The sequence below is a fragment of the Marinactinospora rubrisoli genome (genome assembly GCF_042664915.1).
Lineage (GTDB): Bacteria > Actinomycetota > Actinomycetes > Streptosporangiales > Streptosporangiaceae > Marinitenerispora > Marinitenerispora rubrisoli.
In genome coordinates, this window is sequence record NZ_JBHTBH010000004.1 from 90194 (window position 1) to 102504 (window position 12311).

The 12311-nt window shown below is 69.6% G+C and carries 13 protein-coding genes; 8 read left to right on the top strand and 5 right to left on the bottom strand.

Features of this window, described 5'->3' with window-relative positions; genetic code table 11:
* The first annotated feature begins 486 nt into the window (after positions 1-486).
* The 7 genes from ACFQRF_RS09455 (at position 487) to ACFQRF_RS09485 (ending at position 7310) form a co-directional block, all read left to right on the top strand.
* The gene (locus tag ACFQRF_RS09455) at positions 487-3123 is read left to right on the top strand and encodes a transglycosylase domain-containing protein (protein WP_379870557.1); all 2637 of its coding nucleotides are present in this window, start codon (positions 487-489) and stop codon (positions 3121-3123) included.
* Positions 3120-4481 (top strand): glycosyltransferase family 87 protein, encoded by a 1362-nt coding sequence (locus ACFQRF_RS09460; RefSeq protein WP_379870559.1) that lies wholly within the window; start codon positions 3120-3122, stop codon positions 4479-4481. The genes ACFQRF_RS09455 and ACFQRF_RS09460 overlap by 4 nt, the downstream gene beginning before the upstream one ends.
* 90 nt (positions 4482-4571) lie before the next feature.
* Entirely contained in the window at positions 4572-4862 is a 291-nt protein-coding gene (rpsF, locus tag ACFQRF_RS09465; RefSeq protein ID WP_379870560.1) for a 30S ribosomal protein S6, read from the top strand.
* A 55-nt stretch (positions 4863-4917) separates the two neighbouring features.
* Positions 4918-5490 (top strand): single-stranded DNA-binding protein, encoded by a 573-nt coding sequence (locus ACFQRF_RS09470; protein WP_379870561.1) that lies wholly within the window; start codon positions 4918-4920, stop codon positions 5488-5490.
* An 82-nt stretch (positions 5491-5572) separates the two neighbouring features.
* Entirely contained in the window at positions 5573-5809 is a 237-nt protein-coding gene (gene rpsR, locus ACFQRF_RS09475) for a 30S ribosomal protein S18 (protein ID WP_114396204.1), read from the top strand.
* A 22-nt stretch (positions 5810-5831) separates the two neighbouring features.
* The gene (gene rplI / locus ACFQRF_RS09480) at positions 5832-6278 is read left to right on the top strand and encodes a 50S ribosomal protein L9 (protein ID WP_379870563.1); all 447 of its coding nucleotides are present in this window, start codon (positions 5832-5834) and stop codon (positions 6276-6278) included.
* A 201-nt stretch (positions 6279-6479) separates the two neighbouring features.
* Positions 6480-7310: a peptidoglycan recognition protein family protein gene (locus ACFQRF_RS09485; protein ID WP_379870565.1), complete on the top strand. Its 831-nt coding sequence runs from the start codon at positions 6480-6482 to the stop codon at positions 7308-7310.
* Between the two features lie 24 nt (positions 7311-7334).
* On the opposite strand, the gene ACFQRF_RS09490 is transcribed toward ACFQRF_RS09485, so the two are convergent.
* The gene (locus ACFQRF_RS09490) at positions 7335-8687 is read right to left on the bottom strand and encodes an MATE family efflux transporter (protein ID WP_379870566.1); all 1353 of its coding nucleotides are present in this window, start codon (positions 8685-8687) and stop codon (positions 7335-7337) included.
* 468 nt (positions 8688-9155) lie between these two features.
* On the opposite strand from ACFQRF_RS09490, the gene dnaB reads away from it, so the two are divergent.
* The gene (dnaB, locus tag ACFQRF_RS09495) at positions 9156-10508 is read left to right on the top strand and encodes a replicative DNA helicase (RefSeq protein WP_379870568.1); all 1353 of its coding nucleotides are present in this window, start codon (positions 9156-9158) and stop codon (positions 10506-10508) included.
* A gap of 107 nt (positions 10509-10615) precedes the next feature.
* Here dnaB and ACFQRF_RS09500 read toward each other — a convergent pair whose 3' ends face one another.
* From ACFQRF_RS09500 to ACFQRF_RS09515, 4 genes are all read right to left on the bottom strand, one after another.
* Positions 10616-10852: a hypothetical protein gene (locus ACFQRF_RS09500; protein WP_379870570.1), complete on the bottom strand. Its 237-nt coding sequence runs from the start codon at positions 10850-10852 to the stop codon at positions 10616-10618.
* A 178-nt stretch (positions 10853-11030) separates the two neighbouring features.
* Positions 11031-11546, bottom strand: coding sequence for a PH domain-containing protein (locus tag ACFQRF_RS09505; RefSeq protein ID WP_379870991.1), 516 nt, complete (start codon positions 11544-11546; stop codon positions 11031-11033).
* Positions 11547-11562: 16 nt separating this feature from the next.
* On the bottom strand, positions 11563-11727 hold the full coding sequence (locus ACFQRF_RS09510; protein ID WP_181874194.1) for a hypothetical protein: 165 nt from the start codon (positions 11725-11727) through the stop codon (positions 11563-11565).
* A gap of 161 nt (positions 11728-11888) precedes the next feature.
* Positions 11889-12113, bottom strand: coding sequence for a hypothetical protein (locus ACFQRF_RS09515; protein ID WP_379870572.1), 225 nt, complete (start codon positions 12111-12113; stop codon positions 11889-11891).
* Positions 12114-12311: the final 198 nt, after the last annotated feature.

Genomic DNA, 12311 nt, shown 5'->3' on the forward strand with positions numbered 1-12311 from the left:
GCGCGTCGCCCTGCCGCGGCCGGCGGGTCCGTCGTACGGCGGACCGATCCAGGAGGGAGCGACGGCGAGGTAACCACGCCGGATGGTGACCTACCCCCACGGAGAATCCCGCATACCTGGCCGTCGACCCGGCGGTGCGGGGCGGGTGACGGTTCTCTCACCACACCCGGTGTGGAGCCGGCGTATCGACCAGTCCATCGACCATGGGGCCGAGAACAACGAGGAGGCACGAGGAGCAGCCGCTTCGGCGGCACGAACAGCGAGGAGCACCAGCGTGCAGCAGTGGGGGACCACTCCCACTCGCAAGGAAAACCCCCAGAGTGCGTGAGGCGTCTTTACAACGCCTGGACTCCCCACCCCCGGGGCATTCTGGCTGCATCGCCGCATTGTTCATCAATGGTCGGATCTGTGCCACCCGGGGCAACCACTTGCCCCGCCCCCGCAGTCGAAAGGCCGATCGGCCGTATCACTAGGTAACGAGGACGCGTGAGTACCGAAAGACGACGGAGCGCTGGCGGTCGCCGCCGGGCCGATGGCCCGGCCGGGGACCCGCGCGGCAACGGCGGCAGGCGCGGCTCGGGTAGCCGCGTCGAGGACGAGCGCGCTGCCGGTCGCCGCAGGGCCAGGGAAGACGACGGTTTCTGGGACGACGACCGAGAGCGTCGCCCACGCCGTGCACGTGACGATCACGACGACCACCGGGAGCGCCCGCGCCGCCGGGCCGCGGCGGCGGCCGGTGCGGCCGCCGCGGCCGAGGGGGTCCGGCGGCGTCCCCGCGACGACGAGGACGACCTCGGCCCCCGCCGGTCGCGCCGGGCCCAGGAGGAGCGCGGCGGCCGGCGCCGCGCCGGGGCGCACGGGGCCAGGTCCGAAGGGGCCCGCCGGGCCGCCGGCGGCCGCCGGCGCGCCGACCACGACGATGAGGAGCACGACGAGCGCGGCCCGGTCCGCCGGTTCTTCGCCAAGGTGTGGAAGCCGGCGCTCATCGTGTGCGGTGTCGGTTTCGTCGCGGCGGTGGTGGCCTTCGGCGTCGCCTACGCGCAGATGCCCGACGCCACCGAGATGGAGGCCCAGGCCAGCGTCCGGACCGCGTCCAGCTCGATCCGGTACGCCGACGAGGAAGAGGCCACCACTTTCGGTGAGGTCAACCGGTTCCTGGTGACCCGGGAGCAGATTCCGGAGACCGTCGTCAACGGTGTGCTCGGCTCCGAGCAGCGCACCTTCTACGAGGACCCCGCCATCTCCCCGGTCGGTCTGGGCCGCGCCGTGCTGTCCGGCGGCTCGGCCGGTGGTGGTTCCACCATCACCCAGCAGATGGCGCGGAACTACTACGACGGCCTGTCCCAGGAACGCTCCTACCTGCGCAAGATCAAGGAGATCCTGATCTCGCTCAAGGTGGAGCAGTCCCTGAGCAAGGACCAGATCCTCACCCAGTACCTCAACACCATCTACTTCGGCCGGAACGCCCACGGAATCCAGGCCGCCGCGCAGGCGTACTTCGGCAAGAACGTCGAGGACCTCGACGCCGCGGAGGGCGCCTTCATCGGCGCCATCATCCAGCAGCCGAGCAACTTCCAGAACGTGCAGCCGGGCTCCGAAATGGAGGACGTCCTGCGCGAACGCTGGGAGTACTCGGTCAACGGCATGGTCGTCATGCACGAGGACAACCCCGAGCGCGGGATCTCCCAGGAGGAGGCCGACCAGCTCGAATTCCCGGAGGTCCTCCCCTACGAGCCCGGTGACAACTACGCGGGCTACAACGGCTACATCATCGAGGCCGTGAAGCGCGAGTTGCGGGTGCGCTACGACCTCACCGACGAACAGATGGCGGGTAACGGCTACACCATCAGCACATCGCTGGAGCAGAAGTACATGGACGCCGCCGTGCAGGCCGTCCAGGAGGAGGTCCCCGAGGGCACGCCCGAGGAGACCAACTTCGGTCTGGCCGCGGTCGTCCCGCAGACCGGCGAGATCAAGGGCTTCTACGGCGGCGATAACGCGCTCACCGACACCGACAACTCGCTGATCCAGCGCGGGCAGGCGGGTTCGGCGTTCAAGCCGTACGTGCTCGCCACCGGGCTCGCACAGGGCATCGGCCTGCGGAGCACCTTCGACGGCGACTCCCCGCAGGAGTTCCCCGGCGTCGGCGAACCCATCCAGAACGACAGCAACGAGTCGCACGGCACCGTCGACCTCATCTACTCCACGGCACGCTCGGTCAACACCAGCTTCGTGGAGCTGGCCATCCGGGTCGGGCCGGAGAACGTGGTGGAGACCGCGCGGGCCGCCGGCATCCCGGACGCGCAGTTCGAGACCGCCGAGCTCGGCCCGAACATCGCACTGGGCACCTACCAGGTCACCGCGCTGGACCAGGCGGCCGGCTTCGCCACCTTCGCCAACGAAGGCGTGCACGTCCCGCAGCACATGGTCACCGAGGTCCGCAACAGCGAGGGCGAGGTGATCGAACCGAACGACGCCGACCAGCTCGATGGTGAACGCGCCTTCGACGCCGACGTCGCGGCCGACGCCACGTACGCCATGCAGCAGGTGGTCTCGGAGGAGGGCGGTGCCTCCAGCGCCGCGCTGCCCGGCCGTCCGGTGGCCGGCAAGACCGGTACCTCCAACGAGGCGCGCTCCGCGTGGTTCGTCGGATTCACCCCGCAGCTCTCCACCGCGGTCGGCCTGCACCGCAGCGACGGACAGCAGCTGGTGATCCCCGGCGTGCAGGACGTCTACGGTAGCCGGACACCCGCGGCCATCTGGAAGAACTTCATGCTGCAGGTGATGGAGGGCGAACCGGTCGAGCAGTTCCCGGAGCCGGCCTGGGTGGGCGACCCGCAGAACTTCGCGCCCACGCCATCGCCGGACCCGACGCCGTCGAACACGCCGGACACGACCCCGTCGAACACGCCGGACCCGACGCCGTCGAACACGCCGGACACGACCCCGTCGAACGAGGAGACGCCGCCGTGCATGCCGTTCGGTGGGGAGAACTGTGAGGAGGAGACCCCGGAGTCCCCGTCGCCGCCGGACGACAACGGCAACGGCAACGAAGGGGATCCGCCCTGGTTCACCGGCTCCAACAACGCCGACGAGCGGTTGGCGCGTAACGAGAACGAGTGACAGTGGTTCCTGACGAACCGGCGGGTGCCGGCGACGATGTCGCCGGCACCTCGCGTATGAGCGCCGGCACGCCCCGCTCCGCGGCGGCTCGGGCCGTCGTCCCCTGGCTGCCGCTCATCGGCCTCGCCCTGCTCGGCGCGGTGCTCGGCTACCTGGCCAAGTACCCGTGCCGGTTCGGCGAGGGCTGGGTGAACGGCACCCAGTTCCAGTACGGGTGCTACAGCGACGTGTTCCCGCTGTACTTCCGGGATGAGCTCGACACCGGCGTCGTCCCCTACCTGGACCGCGCGGTGGAGTACCCGGTGCTCACCGGCGCGCTCATGTACCTCCTGGCCGGTGCGGTCTCCTGGCTGCCGGACCCCATGGCGCGCGGCCTCGGATACTTCGACGCCACCGCGGTCGTCCTGGGCATCTGCCTGGCGGCGGGGGTGCTCGGCGTCGGGTACCTGGCCGGGCGCCGCGGCGGCGGCGCGTTCGACCGCCGGGCGGCGCTCGCGGCGGGGGCGTTCGTGGCGCTGACCCCGCCCGCCCTGCTCACGGCGTTCATCAACTGGGACCTGCTGGCGGTGGCGCTGGCCACCGGGGGACTGGCCGCGCACGCGCGCGGCCGGCACGGGTGGGCCGGTGTCCTGATCGGCCTCGCGGTCGCCGCCAAGTTCTACCCGTTGCTCTTCCTCGGTCCGCTCCTGGTACTGGCCGTGCGCGATCTGGTGCGGGACCGCGACACCGGCGGCCTGCGGGCGTTCGGGCGCACGCTCGGCGCCGCGGTGCTGGCCTGGGCGGTGGTGAACGCCCCGGTGGCGGTGGCCGCGCCGGAGGGGTGGGCGACGTTCTTCCGGTTCAGCCAGGAGCGCGGCGCGGACTGGGGGTCGGTCTACTACCTGCTGGGCATGGCCGGTCTGATGCCGAGCGGCGACCTGGACCTGCTGAACCGGGTGGGCACCGGCGTGCTGCTGCTGGCCTGCGTGGGCGTGGCGCTGCTCGGCGTGTTCGCGCGGCGCCGGCCGCCGGTGGAGCAGCTCGTCTTCCTGGTGGTCGCGGCGTTCCTCATCACGAACAAGGTCTGGTCGCCGCAGTTCGTGCTGTGGCTGCTTCCGCTCGCCGCGCTCGCCTGGCCGCGGGCGGTGCCGCCGCTGCCCGCGCTCGTGGTGTTCGGACTGTGGCAGCTCGCCGAAATCGGGTACGTCCTGGGAGTGTGGCAGTACCTGCTGTTCGTCACCCAGCCGGACGGGGCGACCGCTCCCGGGATCGAGGCGGGGACGTACGCGGTGCTGTCCCTCGGCCGGCTGTCGACGCTGGTCATGATGTGCGCGCTCATCGTTGTGGATTGCCGGAGAAGCGGCCATTTCCGTCCTTGACGGCTGGTAGCCTTTGCTTTCGTCTGGCTCAATGCCCTCCTGCCATGGAAAGACCATGGCCGCGACAGTCCAGAGGAGGTACGAACGCCTATGCGTCGTTACGAAGTCATGGTCATCCTCGACCCCAGCCTCGACGAGCGCACGGTCTCCCCGTCGCTGGAGCAGTTCCTCGGAGTCGTCCGCAACGACGGCGGCTCGGTCGAGAAGGTCGACGTCTGGGGCAAGCGTCGGCTCGCCTACGACATCGCCAAGAACTCCGAGGGGATCTACGCGGTGATCGACCTCACCGCCACGCCCGCCACGGTCAAGGAGCTGGACCGCCAGCTCAACCTCACTGAGGCCGTCCTGCGCACCAAGGTCCTCCGCCCCGAGGTGCACTGACGCCCGCGGCGTCGCACCCCGCACACGCCTTCCGACTCACCAACCGGAGCTAGCCATGGCAGGCGAAACTCAGATCACGCTCGTCGGCAACCTCGTCGACGACCCGGAGCTGCGGTTCACCCCCAGCGGTGCCGCGGTCGCGAACTTCCGCGTCGCCTCCACCCCGCGGCAGTTCGATCGCCAGAGCGGGGAGTGGAGGGACGGCGAGTCCATGTTCCTCAGCTGCTCCGTCTGGCGGCAGTACGCGGAGAACGTGGCCGAGAGCCTGCAGCGCGGCATGCGCGTCATCGTGCAGGGCCGGCTCAAGCAGCGGTCGTACGAGACCAAGGAAGGTGAGAAGCGCACCGTCTTCGAGGTCGACGTCGAGGAGGTCGGCCCCGCGCTGCGCAGCGCCACCGCCAAGGTGACCAAGACGCAGCGCCAGGGCGGTCCCGGCGGCGGCTTCGGCGGTGGCGGCGGTGGTTTCGGTGGCGGCGGTGGCGGCTACGGCAACCAGGGCGGCGGCTTCGGCGGCCCGCAGGGCGGCCGTTCCGGCCCGCCCGCGGACGACCCCTGGGCCACCGGCGGCGGTGGCGGCGGTGGTTTCGGCGGTGGCGGTGGCGGCTACTCCGACGAGCCGCCCTTCTGACCCCGCCGGTCCGCGCAACTCGTTCAACTGTCCGAATTGACCATCCCCGGATGATCCGGGGCTCTTGCGAAGGAGCACCACGATGGCGAAGCCGGCAGCGCGCAAGCCCAAGAAGAAGGTTTGCCTGTTCTGCCAGGAGAAGCTGTCCTACATCGACTACAAGGACGCGATCCTGCTGCGCAAGTTCATCTCCGACCGCGGCAAGATCCGCGCGCGTCGGGTGACCGGCAACTGCACCCAGCACCAGCGCGACGTCGCCACGGCGATCAAGAACGCCCGCGAGATGGCGCTGCTGCCCTACACCAGCACCGCACGCTGACCGGGATCCGAGGGAGGTAATCGTGAAGCTGATTCTGACCCACGAGGTCAATGGCCTCGGTGCCCCGGGCGACGTGGTCGAGGTGAAGGACGGCTACGGCCGCAACTACCTGCTGCCGCGCGGGTTCGCCATCCGGTGGACGCGCGGCGGGCAGAAGCAGATCGACTCGATCCGCCGCGCCCGTGCCGCCCGCGAGATCCGGAACCTGGACGACGCCAAGCAGATCGCCGGCCAGCTCGGCGGGCTCAAGGTCAAGCTGGTGCAGCGCGCCGGCGAGAGCGGCCGGCTGTTCGGCTCGGTCACCGCGGCCGACGTCGCCGAGGCGGTCAAGAGCTCCGGCGGCCCGCAGGTCGACAAGCGCCGGATCGAGATCCGCAACCCGATCAAGTCGGTGGGCCAGCACAAGGTCGAGGTGCGGCTGCACCCCGAGGTGAGCGCCACCATCGCGCTGGAGGTCGTCGGTAGCTGACCGCCGGGCGGCTCCGCTTCCAACACCGGGACGGTCCCGGTTCCCCTTGAGGGAACCGGGACCGTCCGCGTTCCGGCGGCTTCCGCGAACCCCGGCGGACATCCCCGGGGACACGCCCAGTCGCGGTACGTAATCATTTAATCACCGTTTGTCACTTATCTTGACCAGTGGGGTTGTTACTCACTGGAAGGATGAGGCCGGATGTCCACTCATGAGCAACCTGCGGCGCCCGGACAGTGCAGCAGAAGGAGCGTGGTCCGCGGCACGGTGGCGGTGGCCGGTGGTGTCCTCCTCGGAGGCGCCGTCGACCTCGGCCTGGCCGCGCCGGTCCACGCCGGCCCCGCCGGCTTCCCGGTGTACAACCGGAAGGAGTGGGGTGCGCGGCCCTACCGGCGCCGCGCCCAGGTGCTCGACAACGGGCCCACCCACATCGTCGTGCACCACACGGCCACGGCGAACAGCACCAACTACTCCAAGGAACACGCCTTCGAGCTGTCCCGGTCGATCCAGCGGTACCACATGCGGGCCAACCGCTGGGACGACACCGGGCAGCACCTGACCATCAGCCGGGGCGGCGTCGTCATGGAGGGACGCAACGGCACACTGCCGGCCATCCGGCGCGGCGGACACGTGCTGGGGGCGCACACCGCCAACCACAACTCGCACACCATCGGCATCGAGAACGAGGGCACGTACACCAGCGCGCTGCCGACCACCGAACTGCTCAACGCCCTCGTCGAGACCTGCGCCTGGCTGTGCGTGGCCTACGGCCTCAACCCGTCGCTGGCCATCGTGGGGCATCGTGACTACAACGCCACGGCCTGCCCCGGCGACCAGCTGTACGCGATGCTGCCCCAGTTGCGCACCGATGTCGGCGCCCGGCTCGCCCGGCTGGAGACCCGGCTCGCCCAGCTCGGCGCCGAGGACATCGCCGAGGAGCAGTGGCCGTCCTACCCCGATGTCCCCACCGGGGAGCGCAGCGTACCGTTCGAGCACGGACCGGGCATCGGTCACGACGATCTGACGTTGTGACGCCGGCCCCGCCCAACGTCGCGTTCACGGGCGCGTGGCGCCGGTGACCAGCCACGCGCCCCCACGCGCCCGCAGGCCCAACGTGAGGCCGCGGGCGAGCATCCACATCCCGAACGCCAGCCACAGGCCGACCAGGCCGGGCAGCGCGGTGTGCTCGGCGGTCCAGGGCAGCACCAGCACGAACGGGATGAACGCGAGCATCGCCCAGAAGCTCGCCCACGCGAGGTATCGCTGGTCACCGGCGCCCATGAGGATGCCGTCCAGCACCATCACCACACCGCTGACCGGCTGTAGCACCGCCACCACCACGAGGACGCCGGCCAGCAGGGCGGCGACTTGCGGGTCGGTGGTGAACGGCACGGCGGCCCATGGCCGGACCAGCAGCACGAGCAGGGTGAAGACGGCGCCCAGCATGACGCCCCACTCGACCATGCGCCGGGTCGCCGCGCGGGTCCCCGCGATGTCGGACGAGCCGAGATGGCGTCCGATGATCGCCTGTCCCGCGATGGCGATGGCGTCCATCGAGAACACCAGCAGCGACCAGAGCTGGAACGCCACCTGGTGCGCCGCGATCTCCGCATCGCCGAGCCGGGCCGCCACCGCCGTGGTCATCACCAGCACCACCCGCAGGGAGACGGTGCGGACGAACAACGCGAACCCCGCGGTGGCCGCCGTGTGCAGGCCCGCCAGGCTGGGGCGCAGCGTCACCGCGTGCCGGCGTGCCGCGCGGGCCACCACGACCACGTACACGAGGGCTCCCGCCGACTGGGCGATGACCGTCGCCCACGCGGCCCCGGCGACACCCCAGCCGAAGCCGAGGACGAAGGTCAGGCACAGCACGATGTTGGCCAGGTTCGAGCTCACCGCGACGAGGAGCGGAGTCCGTGCGTCCTGCAGGCCGCGCAGCACCCCGGTCCCGGCCATGACGATGAGCAGCGCGGGGATGCTCAGCAGGCTGACGCGCAGGTAGACGAGCGCGTACGGCGCGACGGCCGGCGACGCGCCGAGCCACTCGACCAGCCAGGGCGCCATGGGCCAGCCCGCGGCGACGATGGCCGTGCCGATCAGCACCGCGAGCCACAGCCCGTCGACGCCGTGCCGGACACCGGCCGGAACGTCCCCGGCACCGAATCTGCGGGCGACCGCCGAGGTGGTTCCGTAGGCAAGGAACACGCACAGGTTGGCGAGCGTCATCAGGACCTGGCTGGCGACCCCGAGACCCCCGAGTGGTGCGGTGCCGAGGTGCCCCACCACGGCGGAGTCGGTGAGCAGGAACAGCGGCTCGGAGACGAGCGCGAAGAAGGTGGGCACGGCGAGCCGGACGATCTCGCGGTCGTGGGCGTGCCGGAACGGTGCGGCGGACAGCAGACGGGGCATGACGCAGCAACGGTACCCGGTACCCCGCCGGGGCACCGGACCGGGGCCACGCCCCTGTGGACAGGCTGTGGAAAACTATCCGCGAACTTTCTTTCGTGCACAGCTGTGGGGGGCTGTTTTTGCAGGTGAAACGGCATATGGCAGGGGGGTGCACAAGTTATCCACAGGCGTTGTGCACAAGCTATCCGCAGGAATTCGCCAGTCATGCACAGGCTGTCCCCAGAGTTATCCACAGGCTGCTTTGCGCGGGACGCTCGCTAGCCTTCACACTGGTGCGACGAGAGTGGCTGATCGGCCGGGCCGACGGGCCGAAGCAGCCTTCGACGACTGGCGCGACGCCATCCCGTGCACGCCGCTCGACGTTCGTCCCCCAGCTGATTTCGGGCTGACCGGCTTCGCGGCCCCGCGTCGCTCGTCGCTGGTGGGTACTACTGGCCGGGGTCGGCCGCGGCCATAGGGGGAGAGTCTGTGAGCGTCGCTGAACATGCGCCGCAGGAGGGCGGGTTCGAACGCACGCCACCGCACGACATCATGGCCGAGCAGTGCGTGCTGGGGGGAATGCTGCTGTCCAAGGAGGCCATCAGCCAGGTCGTCGAGATCGTCCGATCCGCCGACTTCTACCGGCCGGCCCACCAGACCATCTACGACACGGTCATCGACCTGTTCTCCCGTGGCGAGCCGGTCGACGCCGTCTCGGTCAACGCCGAACTCACCAAGCGCGGTGAGATCACCCGCGTCGGCGGCGCACCGTACCTGCACACCCTCACGGAGGCCGTCCCCACCGCGGCGAACGCCGGCTACTACGCCCGCATCGTCGCCGACCGCGCCGTCCTGCGCCGCCTGGTCGAGGCCGGGACCCGCATCGCCCAGATCGGCTACTCCGGCGACGGCGAGGTCGACGACCTGGTCGACCGCGCACAGGCCGAGATCTACCGTGTGGCCGAGAAGCGCACCGGCGAGGACTACCTCCCGCTGAGCGAGGTCATGCCGGGCGCTCTCGACGAGATCGAGGCCATCTCGTCGCACGACGGCTCGATGACGGGCGTGCCCACTGGTTTCACCGACTTCGACCAGCTATCGAACGGGCTGCACCCCGGACAGATGATCATCATCGCGGCGAGGCCGGCGGTGGGCAAATCAACGCTCGCACTGGATTTCGCCCGGGCCGCGTCGATCAAGCACCAATTGACCAGTGTGTTCTTCAGTCTGGAGATGGGCCGCAACGAGATCGTCATGCGACTGCTCTCGGCCGAGGCCCGGGTTCCACTGCACACGATGCGCTCCGGGCTCATGACCGACGATGACTGGACCCGGCTGGCGCGACGCATGGGCGAGGTGGCCAGTGCGCCGCTGTTCATCGATGATTCTCCGAACCTGTCGATGATGGAGATCCGGGCGAAGTGCCGGCGGCTGAAACAGCAGCACGACCTGAAGCTGGTCATCGTCGACTACCTGCAGCTGATGAGCTCCGGCGGGCGGGCCGAGAGCCGGCAGCAGGAGGTCTCGGAGATGTCCCGGTCGCTGAAGCTGCTCGCCAAGGAACTGGAGGTTCCGGTCATCGCGCTGTCCCAGCTCAACCGAGGACCGGAACAGCGAACCGACAAGAAGCCCCAGGTGAGCGATCTACGTGAATCGGGCAGCATCGAGCAGGACGCCGACATGGTCATCCTGCTGTACCGAGAGGACGTGCACGAGAAGGAGTCGCCGCGTGCGGGGGAGGCCGACCTCATCGTCGCCAAGCACCGCAATGGCCCCACGGCGACGGTCACCGTGGCCTTCCAGGGGCACTACAGCCGGTTCGTCGACATGGCGCCGGGGTGACATGGCGCCGAACCGGCATGTCGCCGGGTCGGCAGGTCGACACGGCCAGCGGGTACGGCCGGCCACCTCTCTTCAGGTGGCCGGCCGTACCCGTTCGGTCGTGGCCGTCAGCTCCAGTGCGCCTCGGGGCGGGTACGGCCGTCGGGGCCGGTGGTCAGCACCCAGGACAGCAGCGGGCGGTCGAGCTCGGACGGTTGCGGTGTCGGCGCGGCCACCGGGCGGGGCTCCGAGGCGACCGGGCGGACCGGGACGCGGGCGGCGCCACGGCGGAAGGCGGGTGTGCGCCGACGGCGGGATGGAGCGGAGCGGGTGGACTGCGGCGCCTCGCTCAGCTTGCGAGCCATGGCGGCACCCCCTTTGTTGACGTTGTCAGACGCTAAGTTAACCTTCCGTTCACCTTTGAGTCAACTAAATTCCACTTTAAGGTCGTTGATATCCCGCCGCGCCGTCAGGCCGGAACAACGAAAAGCGCCCGCTCAGGCGGGCGCTTCCTCTCTCGTGAGATCGCGGATGTCGTGTGCGTCACCCGTCCCCGGGGAAGATGAGACCCACGACCTCCAGGTAAAGCTGTTCGGGGTAGGGAACGAAGTTGATCCGGCTGAGGGCCTGGTCCTGACCCGCGGACTCCATGACGAACGTGCCGTATCCGAGCAGCCGGCCCATGAGCGACCGTTCGAACCGCATGTCGGTCACCTTGCCCAGCGGCATCATGTTCACCTGACGGGTGATCAGGCCGTTGGTGGCCAGCAGTCGCGCCGAGGTGATCACGAAGTAGTCGACGGACCACTCGGCGACCCGCCAGACGAACCAGACGAGGACCAGCAACCAGACCCACCAGATCACGGCGAGCGCGGTGGCGTTGGCCGCGATGGTCGTGTTGCTGAGGATTCCGGCGAAGATCAGACTGCCCAGCACCAGGCCGACCGGCCCCAGCAGGATCGCGGGATGCCGGCGGATGGTGATGACCTGCTGCTCGTGCGGCAGCAGGTACCGGTTGACGGACGCGGGTGCGGCATCGCCCGGGGTGACGAGCTTCATGCTGGGCATGACCTGGTCAGACCGCGACCGCGTTGACGAAGCGGGACAGGGAATCGGCGGCGGACATCAGGCCGCCGAGGCCGGCCTGGATGACACCCGCAGCGGATTCGGGCTGAGTGAGTAGATAGAAGGCGACGAAGGCGATAAGCGCATATTTCAGCCATTGTTTCAACTTCGCCATGATCGACTCCCCAAGAATGCAACTGACCCACTAACCCATGCTGATTGTGGCATCGGGAATCGTCTTCGTAAAGACGACAGCCCGATATCGGCGTGCCGCCCCAGTTCAGGGGGGTGTGGCGCTGATCACGGTGGTGTGCCGTGCTGTGTGGCGGGAAGGGGTCATCCGTTCTCGGCGAAGGCCAGCGCGAGTACCCGCAGGTGCTGGCGGGCGATCCGCTCGACCAGGTCGGCGGTCGCGCTCCCGGTGACCTCCAGGGCACCCTGCCGCGCGGCCTGTACGCACCGCTGGACCGTCTCCTCGCGATGGACGCCCTCGAACTCGGTCCGCAGCCGTCGGATCACGGAGGAGAGCTCGCGTGGTGCGACGTCGGTGTTCTGGGACATGTCACTCCTCGGGGCGTTGGACGTACATGGGAGCGCGGGCCCGGTCCCCACTGCGGGTGGCGAGGGCGAGGAGCGGCGGGCTGCTGGAGGGGAGGGCGACGGGGGATACGGGCCGTAGGAAAACCGGGGGCGGCGGTGTTCGGTCGTGGGCTGTTTCGGTCGGGTTGTGGAGCGGAGTTAGGGGGCGCCTGCAACCAG